This window comes from Streptococcus halitosis (assembly GCF_027691175.1).
Classification (GTDB): Bacteria; Bacillota; Bacilli; order Lactobacillales; family Streptococcaceae; genus Streptococcus; species Streptococcus halitosis_A.
Map to the genome: position 1 here is coordinate 169,159 of NZ_JAQFBD010000002.1, position 16,647 is coordinate 185,805.

At 40.8% G+C, this 16,647-nt stretch carries 20 protein-coding genes; 18 read left to right on the forward strand and 2 right to left on the reverse strand.

Features of this window, described 5'->3' with window-relative positions:
* Window positions 1-58 precede the first annotated feature (58 nt).
* Window positions 59-190, forward strand: coding sequence for a DUF3953 domain-containing protein (locus PG086_RS07460; RefSeq protein ID WP_002878149.1), 132 nt, complete (start codon window positions 59-61; stop codon window positions 188-190).
* Between the two features lie 79 nt (window positions 191-269).
* On the forward strand, window positions 270-998 hold the full coding sequence (gene yaaA, locus PG086_RS07465) for a peroxide stress protein YaaA (RefSeq protein ID WP_167265292.1): 729 nt from the start codon (window positions 270-272) through the stop codon (window positions 996-998).
* Between the two features lie 31 nt (window positions 999-1,029).
* Here the strand turns inward: yaaA and PG086_RS07470 are convergent, their stop codons facing one another.
* Together PG086_RS07470 and PG086_RS07475 are read right to left on the reverse strand one after the other, a co-directional pair.
* Window positions 1,030-1,578: an NADPH-dependent FMN reductase gene (locus tag PG086_RS07470; protein ID WP_270748411.1), complete on the reverse strand. Its 549-nt coding sequence runs from the start codon at window positions 1,576-1,578 to the stop codon at window positions 1,030-1,032.
* A gap of 91 nt (window positions 1,579-1,669) precedes the next feature.
* Window positions 1,670-2,116, reverse strand: coding sequence for a MarR family winged helix-turn-helix transcriptional regulator (locus PG086_RS07475; RefSeq protein WP_084944944.1), 447 nt, complete (start codon window positions 2,114-2,116; stop codon window positions 1,670-1,672).
* 118 nt (window positions 2,117-2,234) lie between these two features.
* On the opposite strand from PG086_RS07475, the gene PG086_RS07480 reads away from it, so the two are divergent.
* From PG086_RS07480 to PG086_RS07555, 16 genes are all read left to right on the forward strand, one after another.
* Window positions 2,235-2,711, forward strand: coding sequence for a DUF5590 domain-containing protein (locus PG086_RS07480; protein WP_000776858.1), 477 nt, complete (start codon window positions 2,235-2,237; stop codon window positions 2,709-2,711).
* Window positions 2,712-2,720: 9 nt separating this feature from the next.
* Window positions 2,721-3,899, forward strand: a complete 1,179-nt coding sequence (locus PG086_RS07485) for a pyridoxal phosphate-dependent aminotransferase (protein ID WP_270748414.1) — start codon at window positions 2,721-2,723, stop codon at window positions 3,897-3,899.
* A gap of 152 nt (window positions 3,900-4,051) precedes the next feature.
* A complete protein-coding gene (gene asnS / locus PG086_RS07490) occupies window positions 4,052-5,395 on the forward strand; it encodes an asparagine--tRNA ligase (protein WP_084853333.1) in 1,344 nt (447 codons plus the stop codon).
* A gap of 125 nt (window positions 5,396-5,520) precedes the next feature.
* A complete protein-coding gene (locus PG086_RS07495) occupies window positions 5,521-6,726 on the forward strand; it encodes an MFS transporter (protein WP_268716338.1) in 1,206 nt (401 codons plus the stop codon).
* A 135-nt stretch (window positions 6,727-6,861) separates the two neighbouring features.
* Window positions 6,862-7,152 carry a 30S ribosomal protein S6 gene (gene rpsF / locus PG086_RS07500; protein WP_001151775.1) on the forward strand — a complete coding sequence of 97 codons (291 nt, stop codon included), beginning with the start codon at window positions 6,862-6,864 and terminating at the stop codon, window positions 7,150-7,152.
* An 11-nt stretch (window positions 7,153-7,163) separates the two neighbouring features.
* A complete protein-coding gene (locus PG086_RS07505; protein WP_000609613.1) occupies window positions 7,164-7,634 on the forward strand; it encodes a single-stranded DNA-binding protein in 471 nt (156 codons plus the stop codon).
* A 31-nt stretch (window positions 7,635-7,665) separates the two neighbouring features.
* Complete coding sequence (gene rpsR, locus PG086_RS07510; RefSeq protein ID WP_000068664.1) at window positions 7,666-7,905, forward strand: 30S ribosomal protein S18; 240 nt, start codon at window positions 7,666-7,668, stop codon at window positions 7,903-7,905.
* 309 nt (window positions 7,906-8,214) lie between these two features.
* Window positions 8,215-8,724, forward strand: coding sequence for a GNAT family N-acetyltransferase (locus PG086_RS07515; protein WP_268716339.1), 510 nt, complete (start codon window positions 8,215-8,217; stop codon window positions 8,722-8,724).
* Window positions 8,725-9,154: 430 nt separating this feature from the next.
* Window positions 9,155-10,309, forward strand: a complete 1,155-nt coding sequence (gene wecB / locus PG086_RS07520) for a non-hydrolyzing UDP-N-acetylglucosamine 2-epimerase (RefSeq protein WP_268716340.1) — start codon at window positions 9,155-9,157, stop codon at window positions 10,307-10,309.
* On the forward strand, window positions 10,309-11,088 hold the full coding sequence (locus PG086_RS07525) for a hypothetical protein (protein WP_084853337.1): 780 nt from the start codon (window positions 10,309-10,311) through the stop codon (window positions 11,086-11,088). The genes wecB and PG086_RS07525 overlap by 1 nt, the downstream gene beginning before the upstream one ends.
* 142 nt (window positions 11,089-11,230) lie before the next feature.
* Entirely contained in the window at window positions 11,231-12,541 is a 1,311-nt protein-coding gene (locus PG086_RS07530; protein ID WP_167265298.1) for a glycosyltransferase family 2 protein, read from the forward strand.
* Window positions 12,542-12,549: 8 nt separating this feature from the next.
* Window positions 12,550-13,653, forward strand: coding sequence for a glycosyl hydrolase family 8 (locus PG086_RS07535; protein ID WP_084853338.1), 1,104 nt, complete (start codon window positions 12,550-12,552; stop codon window positions 13,651-13,653).
* 122 nt (window positions 13,654-13,775) lie between these two features.
* Window positions 13,776-15,176 (forward strand): bifunctional Cof-type HAD-IIB family hydrolase/peptidylprolyl isomerase, encoded by a 1,401-nt coding sequence (locus PG086_RS07540; protein ID WP_270748419.1) that lies wholly within the window; start codon window positions 13,776-13,778, stop codon window positions 15,174-15,176.
* Window position 15,177: 1 nt separating this feature from the next.
* Window positions 15,178-15,537, forward strand: a complete 360-nt coding sequence (locus PG086_RS07545) for a S1 RNA-binding domain-containing protein (protein ID WP_042902736.1) — start codon at window positions 15,178-15,180, stop codon at window positions 15,535-15,537.
* Between the two features lie 53 nt (window positions 15,538-15,590).
* Entirely contained in the window at window positions 15,591-16,340 is a 750-nt protein-coding gene (locus PG086_RS07550) for a tRNA1(Val) (adenine(37)-N6)-methyltransferase (RefSeq protein ID WP_167265304.1), read from the forward strand.
* Window positions 16,330-16,614: a GIY-YIG nuclease family protein gene (locus PG086_RS07555; RefSeq protein ID WP_000349631.1), complete on the forward strand. Its 285-nt coding sequence runs from the start codon at window positions 16,330-16,332 to the stop codon at window positions 16,612-16,614. Before PG086_RS07550 ends, PG086_RS07555 begins: the two co-directional genes overlap by 11 nt.
* Window positions 16,615-16,647 lie beyond the last annotated feature (33 nt).

The following is a 16,647-nucleotide window of genomic DNA, read 5'->3' on the forward strand; positions in this document are numbered from 1 at the left end:
GTCAGCGTCGCCTTGCCGTACTCAAGTACAGCCTGCGGCTAGCTTCCTAGTTTGCTCTTTGATTTTCATTGAGTATAAAAATAGGTTTTCTCAGTTCAAGGAGAAAAAAGATAAATTCTTATCTATCTTAACAAGCTTAGCTGGCACAGCCCTTGTTCTCGCGGCTATCTGGTTAGGATGGACAAAATAAACAGACAAACCTCGGTATGAACCGAGGTTTTTAAGATGAAATTCTTGGTCGTGGTTGAAAAATATGCTACACTAACAATATGAAAATTTTAATCCCAACAGCAAAAGAAATGAACACAAACTATCCTTGTATCGAAGCGCTTCCCTTGAGGGAAGAAAGTCAGGCAGTCCTTGACTCATTGGCGCACTACTCAGCTAGTGAATTAGAGACTTTTTATAAGGTATCTGCCGAGAAAGCAGAAGAAGAGTACGGCCATATTCAAGCTTTAAAAGATCACAGGGCTAAACATTATCCAGCCTTGAAACTTTTCGATGGTCTCATGTATCGTCACATCAAACGAGATGGGTTAACCGAGGCTGAACAAACCTATCTTGAAAATCATGTCCTGATTACCTCGGCTTTATACGGTGTTGTCCCCGCCTTGTCGCCTATGGCTCCACACCGTTTGGACTTTTTGATGAAGTTAAAAGTAGCTGGTAAAACCCTAAAGACTCATTGGAAGTCAGCCTATGATGAGGCACTTCAGGATGAGGACTTGCTATTCTCACTCCTATCATCAGAGTTTGAAACCGTATTTTCGAAGGAAATTAGAGAAAAGATGGTGACTTTTAAATTTATGGAGGATAAGGCAGGTCAGTTGAAAATCCATTCAACCATTTCAAAAAAAGCGCGTGGGGCCTTTTTGACCGCCTTGATAGAAGGACAAGTTCAAACAGTTGAGCAAGCTCGTAAGCTTAGCTTCGCCGGTTTTGACTACCAACCTGATTTATCCAGTGATTTAGAACTCGTCTTTGTGAAACAAGCATAAAACCAGCTCGAATGAGCTGGTTTTTGTTTGATTAGTTGATGGCTGTAAGAAGGTCGTCAGCTTGTTTTGCAAGTGATGAAGCAGTTGCTTCTTCTAACACCAATTTTCCGTCTGCCCAAGCAGAGTCATTGACACGAGCAGCTGTAAAGTCACCAACGACTTGTGTACGGATAAATGGCAAGAGGTCTTTGTAAATCGCAAAGAGTTGATCGTGACCGGCATTGGCTACAGATGAGACAGTAACAAACTTATCTTGGAGGGCAGAAGCACCACGTGTATCAGACAAATCAATGGCACGAGAGAGCCAGTCAAGCAAGTTCTTAACTGTTCCAGGGATAGAGAAGTTGTAGACTGGAGAGAAGAACCAGATAGCATCCGCAGCAAGGACTGCTTCACGAGCAGCAGCTACAGCTGGATGAGTTGGAACTTCCAAATCTTGGCTGAAGAGAGGAACAGCTGAGTAATCAAGATAGCTAACTTCTGCTTTTCCAGCAAGTGCTTTTTCAGCTTCAAGGGCCATTTGGTGGTTGAAAGAACCTTGGCGAAGTGAACCGACGATAAATAGTACTTTTTTAGACATGATGTGTCTCCTTTAGTTTAAAATTCAAAGAGCGAGCCCTTTTGTCACCATCTATGTTACAACAAATGATACTAATTAGCAATAATTTTGCTCACAAATTTTTAAATTTTTTTAAAATGCGGATTAAGTCTTCCTTTTCGCCATCTTCCAAGATGCTGAGTGCTTCTACGATAGAATCGATATGGTCAGGAAGAACCTCTTCGATTTTTCTGCGTCCTGCAGGTGTTAATTTCAGGAAAAAGGAGCGACGATCCTTGGGGTCGCAAGTTCTAGAAATCCATCCATCTCGAACCATATTTCGAATGACAACAGTCATGTTTCCAGAAGTGGCTAGCATTTTTTCAATCAAATCCTGAATGCGTAGTTCCCCCTTGCTATAGAGGGTTTCCAAAACTGAAAATTGGGTGGGTGTTAGCCCGTGTTCTTTGGCAGCATTTGCTTCATATGGTTTAAAAGTTCGTATGGCTTTATTGAAGACGATAGCCGTTTTTAAGTCTAGTTGATTATCGGAAATTTTCTCTTTCAAATATTGTTTCATAAGGCTATTTTATCAATAATGAGAGAGAAAAACAAGAACTTATATTTTATAGGAAAAGAATCTTAGAATGTTCCTGTCTTCACTTGTAATAAAGAAGGAGAGATGGTAAAATAGACGAGTGAAACTAAGACAGAAAAAAGCAAAAAACAAGCTACTTTTACAGTATGGAATCGGCATTGCTTTGGTAGTACTAGTCATGACGACTTCCTTCCTTTATCTGATATCACTCAGCATGAAACCCTATCAAGATGCTAGAGTTGAGGGAGAAAAACTAGCCAAGCAGTATGCAGAATTGGAACAGGCAGACCAGGTTGATTTTTATAATGGGCTAGAAGGTTATTACAGCGTTTTGGGGCATAATAAAAAGCAAGAGGCCATTGCCGTACTGATTGAAAAGAATGACCATAAGATTTATGTTTATCAGCTTGATAAGGGGATTTCTCAAGACAAGGCAGCGACGATTTCGAGAGAAAAAGGAGCTAGCGACATTGACAAGATCACCTTTGGTCGTTATCAGGACAAGCCGATTTGGGAAGTTAAGTCAGGAAACCAGTACTATCTGGTCGACTTTGAAACAGGAGCAGTGATCCAATAAGGAGGGCATATGAAACTATCCAAACGTGTACTAGAAATGGAAGAAAGCGTCACTCTAGCCAGTGATGCAAGAGCCAAAGCATTAAAAGCTCAGGGAAAGGATGTTCTTTTCTTAACCTTGGGACAGCCTGATTTTCATACTCCTGAAAACATTCAGGAGGCAGCGGTAGAAGCGATTCGAGATGGACGTGCTTCCTTCTATACAGCTGCTTCAGGCCTACCAGAGTTAAAAGCGGCGGTTAATACCTATTTTGAACGCTACTATGGGTATTCCGTAGCGGCTAACGAGGTTACCTTTGCCACTGGTGCTAAGTTCTCTCTCTACACCTTCTTTATGGCTGTGGTCAATCCAGGTGATGAGGTCATCATCCCTACACCATACTGGGTCAGCTATGGAGATCAAGTCAAAATGGCAGAAGGAGTGCCAGTCTTTGTCCAGGCCAAAGAAGACAATCACTTTAAAGTAACAGTGGAGCAGCTAGAAGCAGTCCGAACAGATAAGACCAAGGTCTTAGTTCTCAATTCGCCATCGAATCCGACTGGTATGATTTACTCTCGTGAGGAACTCTTGGCTATCGGAAATTGGGCGGTTGAACATGATGTCCTCATCCTAGCAGATGATATCTACGGACGTCTGGTCTATAACGGAAATGAATTTGTTCCAATCTCTAGTCTATCAGAAGCCATTCGCAAGCAAACCATCGTTATCAACGGAGTATCTAAGGCTTATGCCATGACTGGTTGGCGGGTAGGTTATGCAGTAGGAAATCCTGAAATTATCGCTGCCATGAGCAAGCTAACAGGACAAACAACCTCCAACCTGACTGCTGTATCACAATATGCTACCATTGAAGCCCTAACTGGACCGCAAGACTCTGTTGAAACCATGCGTCAAGCCTTTGAAGAACGTTTGAATACCATTTATCCACTCTTGTGCCAAGTACCAGGATTTGAAGTTGTCAAGCCCCAAGGAGCCTTCTATCTCTTCCCAAATGTTAAAAAAGCGATGGAAATGAAGGGTTATACAGATGTGACAGAGTTTGCAACGGCTATTCTCGAAGAAGTCGGACTGGCCTTGATTACAGGAGCTGGATTTGGAGCACCAGAAAATGTTCGTCTCAGCTATGCCACAGACTTGGATACTTTGAAAGAAGCTATTCGCCGTTTGCATCAGTTTATGGAAAAATAAAACTCAAAATCTTCGCCTTTTTGGCGAAGATTTTTTGTAACGAAAATCTCGCGAATTTTCTCTGGTCGAACCTAGCTATCGTAGTCTATTTATGGTAAAATAGTGGGTAATGATGTCTTCGGACAAGTTAAACGAAAAAAGGAAGATAGATTATGACAAAACGTGTAACAATTATCGATGTAAAAGACTACGTTGGTCAAGAAGTGACCATCGGAGCTTGGGTTGCCAACAAATCAGGAAAGGGGAAAATTGCTTTTTTGCAATTGCGTGACGGAACAGCCTTTTTCCAAGGAGTCGCCTTCAAACCAAACTTCATTGAAAAATTTGGTGAAGAGGTAGGTCTTGAAAAATTTGAAACGATCAAACACTTGAGCCAAGAAACCTCTGTTTATGTGACAGGGATTGTCAAAGAAGACGAACGTTCTAAGTTTGGCTATGAGTTGGATATTACAGACATCGAAGTGATTGGTGAATCTCAAGACTACCCTATCACACCAAAAGAACACGGAACCGACTTCTTGATGGACAACCGTCACTTGTGGCTCCGTTCTCGTAAGCAAGTGGCTGTGATGCAAATCCGTAACGCGATCATTTATGCAACTTATGAGTTCTTTGACAAGAACGGTTTCATGAAATTTGATAGCCCAATTCTTTCAGGAAATGCGGCAGAAGACTCAACAGAACTCTTTGAAACGGACTACTTTGGAACTCCAGCCTACTTGAGCCAATCAGGTCAGCTTTACCTAGAAGCAGGTGCTATGGCTCTTGGCCGTGTCTTTGACTTTGGTCCAGTATTCCGTGCTGAAAAATCAAAAACACGCCGTCACTTGACTGAGTTCTGGATGATGGATGCTGAGTACTCCTACCTGACACACGATGAATCACTTGACTTGCAAGAAGCTTACGTAAAAGCCCTTCTTCAAGGTGTACTTGACCGTGCTCCCCAAGCCTTGGAAACCTTGGAACGTGATACAGATCTTTTGAAACGCTACATTGCAGAGCCATTCAAACGCATCACTTACGATCAAGCCATTGACCTCTTGCAAGAGCATGAGAATGATGAAGATGCTGACTATGAGCATTTGGAGCATGGAGATGATTTTGGTTCACCACATGAAACCTGGATTTCAAACCACTTTGGTGTACCAACCTTTGTCATGAACTACCCAGCAGCTATCAAGGCCTTCTACATGAAACCAGTTCCTGGAAATCCAGAGCGCGTGCTTTGTGCAGATTTGCTTGCACCAGAAGGTTACGGAGAAATCATCGGTGGTTCTATGCGTGAGGAAGACTATGATGCCCTTGTCGCTAAGATGGAAGAACTTGGTATGGATCGTACAGAATACGAATTCTACCTTGACCTTCGTAAATACGGTACAGTACCACACGGAGGATTTGGGATTGGTATCGAGCGTATGGTAACCTTCGCAGCAGGAACCAAACACATCCGTGAAGCCATTCCATTCCCACGTATGTTGCACCGTATCAAACCATAAAATAAATCCAAACGCCCTTAGGGCGTTTTTTCAAAGTAGAAGAAAGAAGAGGTGGGAAACATGTAAAGCACAGCTTAACAAGTGACAAACACAAAGATACAAATACACTTGTTAAAGGAGAAACCATGTTTAAACGAAATTACCGGAAGAATATCGGTCTCATGGCTGGTGTGGAATTTTTTGCCTTTCTGGGCATTACCAGCTTTTGGATTCTATTTCTCAGTCAAAATGGGATGTCACTTTGGCAGATTGGCTTATTGGAAAGTATTTTTCATGCCACCAGTGTCATTTGTGAAATTCCCTCTGGAATGTTAGCTGACCGCTATTCCTATAAAACCAATCTATATTTAAGTCGAATAGCTGGGATTACCTCGTCTATTCTCATGTTAGCAGGGCAAGGTAATTTTTGGATTTACGCACTCGCTATGGTGGTGAGTGCCTTGTCTTATAATTTTGATTCGGGGACGAGTGCAGCCATGGTTTATGATTCGGCTGTGGAGGCTGGATTAAAAGAGCGCTACTTGTCTATCTCCAGTTTTATGTCAGGAGTCGCAGAAGGGACTCGGTCTTTGGGGACCGTTTTAGCGGGATTTTTTGTCCATGGTCAATTGCACTTGACCTACTATATCATGATTGTTACTTCTATAATCGTTCTTTTCCTAACTTGGATGCTAAAAGAGCCTAGTGTTAAAGCGCAAAAATCTGAGCGCTTGACAATGAAAAAAATAATCTGGACTGTCAAAGAGGAGTTGCGGAGAAATCCCAGTCTTTTTAGTTGGATGATTCTTTCCCAAATCATCGGGACACTGATGTGCATGTTTTATTTTTACTATCAAAATCAATTGCCTGACTTAGAAGGGTGGCAGATTTCGATGGTCATGTTGATGGGCAGTGTTTTGAATATCTGGGCAGTTTATCTAGCAAGTAAGATTGGAAAGAAGTATTCAGCCTTAAAGCTCTTTCCCATTCTTGTACTCTTGACGGGAGGAACTTATTTGCTTTCCTATTTTGGTACGCCACTGATTTATATTTTGGTTTATTTGATCAGTAACGCCTTATATGCTCTCTTTCAGCCGATTTTTGATAATGATTTACAAAAGCGACTCCCAAGTGAGGTACGGGCAACCATGCTAAGTGTCTACTCTATGATGTTCAGCCTAAGCATGATTATCATTTTTCCTCTGACGGGATGGTTGATTGATTATCTAGGATTTGTAGTAGCCTTCCTTTACTTAGGGCTCATTTTAGTACTAGCCAGCTTTTTGCTATTTTTCATTTTGAAAGAGATGGCCGAAGCTTTGAAACTCAAAGAGGATGTTATCTCTAAGTAATAAAGTTATTTTTTCACTTTTATCTTTTTTACTTGCTATCTATCAGTTTTTCTAGTATAATGGTTTATTGTGAGCGAACCTCACTTACCCCTTGCAAAGACTGGGGGTCATTAGACCAAAAGGAGGAACATATCAATGGCTAAATACGAAATTCTTTATATCATTCGTCCAAACATTGAAGAAGAAGCGAAAAACGCTTTGGTAGCACGTTTTGACTCTATCTTGACTGACAACGGTGCAACTGTTGTTGAATCAAAAGACTGGGAAAAACGTCGTCTTGCATACGAAATCCAAGATTTCCGTGAAGGACTTTACCACATCGTTAACGTTGAAGCTAACGACGACGTAGCTCTTAAAGAGTTTGACCGTCTTTCAAAAATCAACGCTGACATTCTTCGTCACATGATCGTCAAACTTGACGCGTAAGAAGGTAGATTATGATTAACAATGTTGTACTTGTAGGGCGTATGACGCGTGACGCTGAGTTGCGTTATACCTCATCAAATGTAGCAGTTGCGACTTTTACTCTTGCAGTAAACCGTACATTTAAGAGTCAAAATGGCGAACGTGAGGCTGATTTTATCAATGTCGTTATGTGGCGTCAACAGGCTGAAAATCTTGCTAATTGGGCTAAAAAAGGCTCTCTTATCGGGATCACAGGCCGTATCCAGACTCGTAGTTACGATAACCAGCAAGGACAACGTGTTTACGTAACAGAAGTCGTGGCGGATAATTTCCAAATGTTGGAAAGTCGCGGAGTGCGTGAAGGACATTCAGGTGGCGCTTATTCTGCACCAACTGCTGGTCAATCAGCACCTGCAAACCCAGTACCAGACTTTTCACGTTCTGAAAATCCATTTGGAGCAACAAATCCATTGGACATTTCAGATGATGATTTACCATTCTAATGGACAATTAATACTATAAAGGAGAAAAAACATGGCTCAACAACGTCGTGGCGGATTCAAACGCCGTAAAAAAGTTGATTACATCGCAGCAAACAAAATTGAATATGTTGATTACAAAGATACTGAGCTTCTTAGCCGTTTCGTTTCAGAACGTGGGAAAATCCTTCCTCGTCGTGTAACAGGAACTTCAGCTAAAAACCAACGTAAAGTAACAACAGCTATCAAACGCGCTCGCGTAATGGCTTTGATGCCTTTCGTAAACGAAGATTAAAGAAAAGACCCTTACGGGTCTTTTTTTCACGAGCATGGAAATGAGAGAGCGAGTTGGGTCCAGTGGACCTCTTTTTCATGAGCTTGAAAATAAGAAAGCGAATTAAGACTCCAACGGGTCTTTTTTTCACGAGCATGGAAATGAGAAGGCGAGTTCAGTCTGGGTGGACCTCTTTTCCAGATTTTTATAGGATTTTGTTAGAAAAGATTCCCTGTTGACCTAGTAAGATTCTTTTGTCTTACTAGGTTTTTTCTTTTAATCCTTATTATCGTGCTATAATGGTAGGAGAAAGCTATAAAGGAGCAACTTATGAAGACGACATGTTCAATTAGAAAAATGCAAGAATCTGACATTAAAGATCTATCTCGAGGATTTATCAGCCAAGGTTGGACGGGTAGAGAGGAGATTTTAACTCGATACTTTAAGGAGCAAGAAAGTGGGGAGAGAGAAGTCTTAGTTGCAGAGGTTAAGGGTGCTTTAGCGGGCTATATCACAATTTTGCCCTCTGCTAAACATGGTCCTTTTGCAGAAATCTATCCAGAACTCTCAGATTTCAATGTCTTTGAGCCCTTTCAAAATCAAGGTATTGGAAATCTCTTGATGGAAGAAGCGGAAAAACGAGTTAAGCTCACATCAGATAAGGTGACCCTTGGTGTTGGGCTCCATTCAGGGTATGGGCCTGCCCAGAGATTGTACATCAAACGAGGTTATATTCCAGATGGGACGGGTGTTTGGTATCAGAACCATCAACCGGCCATGAATGCGGTTTGTGAAGATATCGGAGAATTGGTCTTGTATCTGTCGAAAAATTTGTTTTAAGACAGATTTTATAAGGTTTAACTTTAAAATAGCAAGAAGTCGTAAATTCCTTTTTCATTAGAGAGGGATTTTTTCGTATTAGAAAATGAGATGCATTCTATGAAACGCTAAAATATAATTATCTGAATTATTAAGAAAAAATAAATATTTAGATAATGGTAAGTTTTAGAATGTTTAAAAAATACTTCACTCAAAAAAATTTTAAGGAAACTTTAAGGTATAAGGTTTACAAGCTGTAAATCACAGCGTTACAAAAATATTACGATTATTTAAAATTAAATTAAATGCAATAATATACTTGGAAAAATTTGACATATAAATTAATTAGCGGTAAAATAATTAAGATAATCAAATTAATTGATTTGCGCAATAATTCGATATAAAGATTAATCTGATGTGTCAAATTTTATTATAGTAGAAGGATACCATAATGAAGAAATTGAAAGTGATGGTTGTTTTTGGAACACGACCAGAAGCTATTAAAATGGCCCCTTTAGTGTTAGAATTGCAAAAACATAGTGATAGTATTGAGACGATTACAGTTGTGACAGCTCAGCACCGTCAAATGCTAGATCAAGTTCTTGAAACGTTTAGCATCAAGCCGCATTATGACTTGGATATTATGGGGCAAAATCAATCCCTTTTAGATATTACTGGAAAAATTTTAGAAAAGTTTGATCCAATTGTTAAGCAAGAACGTCCAGATATGATTCTTGTTCATGGAGATACAACGACAACTTTTGCAGCAAGTTTAGTTGCTTTCTATAATCAGGTACGTATCGGCCACGTTGAAGCTGGTCTGAGGACCTTTGATAAGTATTCTCCTTTCCCAGAGGAAATGAATCGTCAGATGACAGATAACCTTGCGGATCTTTATTTTGCTCCAACAAGTGAGAGTAAAGAAAATCTCCTCAAGGAAAATCACCCTGAGTCTGCTATTGTCATTACGGGAAATACAGCCATTGATGCATTGAAACTAACCGTTCAATCGGATTACTATCATGAAGTTCTAGATCAATTGGATCCAAATAAGAAACTTGTATTGGTAACCATGCACCGTCGTGAGAATCAAGGTCAACCAATGAGAAATGTCTTTACAGCTTTACGTGAGATGGTCGATCTTCATCAGGAAATTGAAGTTGTTTATCCTGTTCACCTTAGCCCTGCTGTGCAAGAAGTAGCAAAAGATATCTTAGCTGGTCACGATCGTATTCACTTGATTGAACCTTTAGATGTACTCGATTTTCATAATTTGGCTTCAAGAAGTGATTTTATCATGACTGACTCTGGCGGTGTCCAGGAAGAGGCGCCTTCCCTCGGCAAACCTGTTCTCGTCCTTCGTGATACGACGGAACGCCCAGAAGGGGTTCGCGCAGGAACCTTGAAGTTAGTTGGTACGAATCCTGCACGTGTAAAAGAAGCGATGACAGCCCTCTTAACAGATGAACCCCTTTATAGACAAATGTCTCAGGCACCAAATCCTTATGGAGATGGAAAAGCCTCTGAACGAATCGTTCGTGCTATACAACATTATTTTGGTATTGCTGAATCTGTATCTGAATTTAAAGAGGGGGAAGAGGCGTAATGAAAAAATGGAATAAATTTAGAAATTGGCTCCTCGCTTTTCTGGGGTGCGAGTCACTTCTTTTAGGGCTTTCTTTTTTCTTTGCTCGAGAGATTATTTTAGAACAAATCTTGTTTTTAGCTTTAGCCTTGTTTGCAGTGTTAGTATTATCTGACCTTTTGCTTACTTGGACCCTTATCTTAACATTTGGGCTTGGACTTATCGTTTTGGTTGCGGGTGTGGTTTATATCCCAATCATTCAACTGGTCTTCTTATTAATCAGTTTTCCTCTTTTGATTGGGATTCTACTTAAGGTTCGTTATTATTTCTTCAAGGTGGCCTCAAAGGTACAAGAACAGGAGGACGCAGCTCGAGCAGATTACCATGCTATGGTAACTGAACAAAGTGATGTGACGGTACAGTCCTTATTGATTCATTGGGCACATGAAGATTTGTTCTTCCAGATTAAACCCAAAGAACATAACCAGATGCTCAGTCGCATTCAAGAGGTAATTTCTCAGGAATTGAGTTACAACGATAAACTCTATTACGTTTCAGATGGTAATTTTCTCGTTCTATCTAGTAGTAATAAGCGTTCTTTAAAGGAAGTCTATCTGAGTGATTTGCGGGAGAAACTGAGCAGTTTAGTTTTTCATGGAGAAGATGGCAATCAAGGAATTCAGTTCCAAACAGGCTATTTGGTGATTAACTCTGATAATAAAGATAAATACCAAGACTATTCGGATATTGCCAGTCATCTCAAACGTCAATTAGAGACAGATGTAATTGTAGAATATTAGGAGGGAAACATGACTCTAACCAATATATTTTTTGGCATTGCTTTGGGACTCAGTCTTACCTTTGGCATTTGTTTTGTCATATTATTTATTGCATACAGTATTCTCTACCATCGAGTGAACAAAAATTTTAAGGCGGTGAATCATGATTAGTCAAATGTTAATGATTTTTACCCTGCTTACTATTTGGATTTCTCTAGCATGGGGCTTGGTAATTCTCTTTTCAGCTGTTCACTTTTGGTTCAAACATAGTGATTTTCGTGTAGATACCTCGCCACTTCCTTATTACCCTAAGGTTACCATTGTCGTACCTGCTCATAATGAGGATGTGGTTATTGCACAGACGGCAAAAGCTATCTTGGATATGAACTACCCTCACGACCGTGTGGAGTTGCTTCTATTTGCAGATAATTGTTCGGACAACACCTATGCAGAGTGTTTGTCTGTACAAGCTATGCCTGAATATGCAGAAAGAAATCTGACTATTATCGACCGTACTGGGACAGGAGGAAAAGCAGGTGTTCTAAACGATGCCCTGAAGATGGCAACGGGAGAATACATCTGTGTCTATGATGCGGATGCTATGCCTGAAAACAATGCCCTTTATTTCCTTGTAAAAGAAGTGATGAAGGATCCAGAACGCCACGTGGCATCTTTTGGTCGCAACAAGACTCGAAATGCCAATCAAAATTTCTTGACTCGTTGTATCAACGAAGAAATCGTTGTTACTCAGCGCGTGCACCACGTTGGAATGTGGCATCTCTTTAAAATTGGGCGTATCCCAGGGACCAACTTTATCATTCAAACCGACTTTGTAAAGAGCATCGGTGGTTGGAAAAATGGTGCCTTAACTGAGGATACCGATATTTCCTTCAAAATCATGCAGAGTGGGAAGTTGATTGCCCTTGCCTATAATTCAGAGGCTTTCCAACAAGAACCTGAGACTTTAAAGAGTTACTATATGCAACGTAAACGTTGGGCTAAAGGAAATTACGAAGTTGTTCTCTCGAACTTTAAGCATTTATTTGGCAGAGCAAACTGGCGCGTTAAACTAGAAGTCTTTAACTATTCTTGTGTTTTCTTTTGGTTTAACTTTGCCATTGTTCTATCGGATTTGATTTTCCTAGCGAATGTGCTAGCGATCTGCCTTAATCTTTTCTTCCCAGATGTCAGGGTTCCATTTGCTTTTGATGCGGATAATATCTACATCGCCCAGCTCATGCTCTTCAACTGGATTCTCATGATTGGTCTTTATTTGATGCAAATTATGACAGCATTGGCAAGTCAATTTGGACAAGCTACTACAAAGCAAATCTGGTTGGCTTTGGCTGCCTATTTCACTTATGCACAGATGTTTATCGTTGTTTCCATTGATTCCATTTCTTCAATCGTGCTGGACAAAGTACTCCGACGGAAAGAAACCAAGTGGGTTAAAACCAAGCGATTTGCAGGATAGGAGGTTCTATGAAAACGAATAAATTAAAATATGTCTGGTTTGTGCTCATTCTTTCTATCTTTTGTTTAGCCTTGTTTTTGGCAAGAGGAAGGACTAAAATCGAGATGCGGAATCGAATTTACAGCCAATGGAGCCAACAGTTCCTTGTTACAAAAGGCGATCAGTCTTATGTTCGTACGACGAGTGATTCGGAGGGAACAACAGTTCTATCTGAAGCTCAAAGTTACGGCATGCTCATAACGGTTTTAGCAGCTCAAAAAGGGCAAGCGACACAAGCAGATTTTGAGAATCTTTATCGCTATTATCAAAATCATCGTATTGAGGGAACGCAGTTGATGTCTTGGAAGCAAGTGATCACAAATGGTAGCGAAACGGTTGAGAAGCAAAACGCAACCGATGGTGATCTCTATATCGCTTATTCTTTGATTGAAGCAGCCAAGCAGTGGCCAGATAAAGCGCAGGAATACCAAGCGCAAGCTAAAAAAATCTTAGAAGATATTCTTCGATACAATTACAATGAAGAGACAGGTGTTTTAACAGTAGGAAACTGGGCAAACAAGGATTCCGATTATTATTACTTAATGCGGACGTCTGATACCCTTCCCCACTATTTCCAGTCTTTCTATGACCTGACTGGAAACCAACAGTGGTTAGACATTAAGGATAAGATGCTTGGGCAACTGGAGCAAATCAGTTCTCATTCTGATACGGGTCTCTTGCCAGACTTTATCTGGGCTGAGAAGTCAGGGGCACGCCTTGTTGATGCCAACACTATCGAATCTCAGTATGATGGAGCGTATTCTTATAACGCTTGTCGTTTGCCTTATCACTTGTCACAGAGCCAGGATGAAAGAAACCAAAAACTCGTTCAAAAGATGATGGATTTCTTTATGAAAGAGCAACGCATTTATGCTGGTTATGACTTGAACGGAACGGCCCTCAATCAATATCAGGCAGGTAGTTTCTTGGCACCGATTACCTATGCGTCTGACAAGGGAGAAGGTTATCTGAAACTTCTTCAGCAAAATAAATACATTTTCACACAAGATTTACCTTTGGACAACTACTATGATGCAACGATGATTACCATGATTGCTCTAGAGATGTTCTAGAATGAAAAGAGAGGGCTAGTTATACTGGCTCTCTTTTTGATAGGATTTTCATCTTTTTTCAAAAAAGGAATTTCCTAAGGTTTATGGTATAATGGAAGGAGTGATAAAAAAGAGGTAGAGAGATGGATGCAAAATTAAAATACAAGGCAAAGAAGATTAAAATCATCTTTTTTGATATTGATGATACCTTGCGTACGTCAAAGACAGGTTTTATTCCAGTTACAATTCCCACTGTCTTTAAACAGTTACGTGAAAAAGGAATTTTAACAGGAATTGCCTCTGGGCGCGGTATTTTCGGTGTCGTTCCAGAGATTCGTGAGCTCAAGCCGGACTTTTTTGTAACCCTAAATGGGGCTTATATAGAAGATAAAAAAGGCCAGGTCATTTATCAGCATCAGATTGAGAAGTTAGATGTTGAGGAGTATGTTTCTTGGACCAAGCGAGAAGGGATTGAGTACGGCTTGGTTGGCAGTCATGACGCCAAACTCTCCACTCGAACAGAACTGATCAGTGAGGCTATTGATCCGATTTATCCAAACTTGGATGTGGATCCAGATTTTCATGAAAAAGCGGACATATACCAGATGTGGACCTTTGAGGAAAAAGGGGATGACTTGCGGTTACCAGATAGTCTCTCTGGTAAACTTCGCATGGTGCGTTGGCATGAACATTCATCTGATATCGTGCCGATTTCAGGATCAAAAGCAACTGGTGTAGCCAAGGTGGTGGAGCACTTAGGCTTGAAACCAGAGAATGTTATGGTCTTTGGGGACGGTCTTAACGATTTAGAACTCTTTGATTATGCTGGAATCAGTGTTGCTATGGGTGTTTCCCATGAAAAGATTAAAGAAAAAGCAGATTATATTACAAAAACAGTAGAAGAAGATGGCATTTTTGATGCCTTAGAAGGATTTGGTATGGTAGAAAAAGAATTGCATTTCCCACAAATAAATATTGAAACAGTAGAAGGTCCTCTTGCGACCATTAAGACAAATCACGGAGACTTGCGTATCAAGCTCTTCCCTGAACATGCTCCTAAAACAGTAGCCAACTTTGTTGCTCTTTCAAAAGATGGTTACTATGATGGTGTCATTTTCCACCGCATTATCAAGGACTTTATGATCCAAGGCGGGGACCCAACCGGTACTGGTATGGGCGGTGAGTCTATTTATGGACAAGCTTTTGAAGATGAATTTTCTGAGGAGCTCTATAATATCCGTGGTGCCCTTTCTATGGCCAATGCGGGTCCAAATACCAATGGTAGCCAGTTCTTTATCGTGCAAAACCAACATTTGCCATATTCTAAGAAAGAGATTGCGCGTGGTGGTTGGCCTGAACCAATCGCTGAGATTTATGCAGAACAAGGTGGAACTCCTCACCTTGACCGTCGCCATACTGTTTTTGGGCAATTGGTAGACGCGGAATCGTTTGCGGTCTTGGATGCCATTGCAGCTGTTGAGACAGGGGCCATGGATAAACCAGTTGAAGATGTAGTAATTGAAACGATTGAAATTGAGGACTAGGATGAAAATTGGTGATAAGCTAACTGGGCGTATTACAGGAATTCAGCCCTATGGTGCCTTTGTTGAGTTAGAGACAGGGGTGACAGGGCTGATTCACATCTCGGAGATTCGGACGGGATTTATTGAGAATATTTATGACATTTTAAAAATTGGTGATGAAGTTCAAGTACAGGTGGTGGATTTTGACGAATACACTGGGAAGGCTAGTCTTTCTATCCGTACTTTGGAAGAGGAAAAACATCAATTGCCAAGACGGAGACGTTTTTCAAATGATCGTATCAAGCACGGTTTTGCACCACTTGGACGAATGATGCCTGTTTGGACGCGTGAGGCACTTGATCATTTAAAGAAGAAACCATAAATACGATTATCCAAATCATTTGTAATATTAACATAATTTGTTATAATAAAAGTATGAAAGAAGAACAATTATTAAAACCAGGAGAGCGAATCAACCAGCTCTTTTCGACAGATATCAAGATCATTCAAAATAAAGAGGTGTTTAGCTATTCGGTAGATAGTGTTCTCTTATCACGCTTTCCTCGCTTCCCTAAACGGGGCTTAATTGTGGACTTTTGTGCAGGAAATGGGGCAGTAGGGCTTTTTGCCAGCACTCGTACTCAGGCGCAGATATTATCTGTAGAGATTCAGGAGCGCTTGGCAGATATGGCAGAGCGTTCGGTTCGATTGAATGGTTTGGAAGAGCAGATGCAGGTCATCTGTGATGATTTGAAAAATATGCCTGCCCACATTCAGGGAAGTAAGGTGGATATGATTTTGTGTAATCCGCCTTATTTCAAGGTGGATCCGCATTCCAATCTCAACGAGAGTGAACACTACCTTCTGGCCAGACACGAAATTACGACTAACCTAGAAGAAATCTGCCGAAGTGCTCAGAGTATTCTCAAGTCTAATGGCCGTTTGGCCATGGTTCATCGTCCAGATCGGCTCTTGGATATCTTGGACATGCTCAAACGCCATAATTTAGCTCCTAAGCGCCTGCAATTTGTCTATCCGAAACGTGAGAAGGAGGCCAATATGCTCTTAATCGAAGCTATCAAGGATGGCTCAACGAGTGGCTTTAAGGTCTTACCACCTCTCATTGTTCACAATGATGATGGTTCCTATACCCCAGAAATTCAAGAGATTTACTATGGATCATAAGGCCTATATGTATGTGGTGGAGTGTCGCGACGGGTCGTACTATACTGGCTATACAACGGATGTGAAGAGGCGCCTTGCCGTTCATAATAGTGGTAAGGGGGCCAAGTATACCCGAGCTCGCTTGCCAGTCAAGCTTATCTATGTAGAGGGTTTTGCCAGTAAGGAAGAAGCCATGTCTGCAGAGGCTCTCCTAAAACGAAAGAAACGTCCACAGAAGGAACGATTTTTATCTGAAAATCAAGAGAAGAATCTAGTCAACCATATTGATGTCTAACGAGGAGTCTTTTGACTCCTCTTACTTTTGTCA

Excerpts from the sequence above, each read along its gene's own strand:
- rpsF (WP_001151775.1), top strand. The coding sequence starts at position 6,862 with ATGGCTAAATACGAAATTCTTTATATCATTCGTCCAAACATTGAAGAA.
- PG086_RS07540 (WP_270748419.1), top strand. The coding sequence starts at position 13,776 with ATGGATGCAAAATTAAAATACAAGGCAAAGAAGATTAAAATCATCTTT.
- PG086_RS07545 (WP_042902736.1), top strand. The coding sequence starts at position 15,178 with ATGAAAATTGGTGATAAGCTAACTGGGCGTATTACAGGAATTCAGCCC.
- wecB (WP_268716340.1), top strand. The coding sequence starts at position 9,155 with ATGAAGAAATTGAAAGTGATGGTTGTTTTTGGAACACGACCAGAAGCT.
- PG086_RS07475 (WP_084944944.1), bottom strand. The coding sequence starts at position 2,116 with ATGAAACAATATTTGAAAGAGAAAATTTCCGATAATCAACTAGACTTA.
- PG086_RS07495 (WP_268716338.1), top strand. The coding sequence starts at position 5,521 with ATGTTTAAACGAAATTACCGGAAGAATATCGGTCTCATGGCTGGTGTG.
- yaaA (WP_167265292.1), top strand. The coding sequence starts at position 270 with ATGAAAATTTTAATCCCAACAGCAAAAGAAATGAACACAAACTATCCT.
- PG086_RS07505 (WP_000609613.1), top strand. The coding sequence starts at position 7,164 with ATGATTAACAATGTTGTACTTGTAGGGCGTATGACGCGTGACGCTGAG.
- PG086_RS07515 (WP_268716339.1), top strand. The coding sequence starts at position 8,215 with ATGAAGACGACATGTTCAATTAGAAAAATGCAAGAATCTGACATTAAA.
- PG086_RS07550 (WP_167265304.1), top strand. The coding sequence starts at position 15,591 with ATGAAAGAAGAACAATTATTAAAACCAGGAGAGCGAATCAACCAGCTC.
- PG086_RS07555 (WP_000349631.1), top strand. The coding sequence starts at position 16,330 with ATGGATCATAAGGCCTATATGTATGTGGTGGAGTGTCGCGACGGGTCG.
- PG086_RS07530 (WP_167265298.1), top strand. The coding sequence starts at position 11,231 with ATGATTAGTCAAATGTTAATGATTTTTACCCTGCTTACTATTTGGATT.
- PG086_RS07525 (WP_084853337.1), top strand. The coding sequence starts at position 10,309 with ATGAAAAAATGGAATAAATTTAGAAATTGGCTCCTCGCTTTTCTGGGG.
- PG086_RS07485 (WP_270748414.1), top strand. The coding sequence starts at position 2,721 with ATGAAACTATCCAAACGTGTACTAGAAATGGAAGAAAGCGTCACTCTA.
- asnS (WP_084853333.1), top strand. The coding sequence starts at position 4,052 with ATGACAAAACGTGTAACAATTATCGATGTAAAAGACTACGTTGGTCAA.
- rpsR (WP_000068664.1), top strand. The coding sequence starts at position 7,666 with ATGGCTCAACAACGTCGTGGCGGATTCAAACGCCGTAAAAAAGTTGAT.
- PG086_RS07470 (WP_270748411.1), bottom strand. The coding sequence starts at position 1,578 with ATGTCTAAAAAAGTACTATTTATCGTCGGTTCACTTCGCCAAGGTTCT.
- PG086_RS07535 (WP_084853338.1), top strand. The coding sequence starts at position 12,550 with ATGAAAACGAATAAATTAAAATATGTCTGGTTTGTGCTCATTCTTTCT.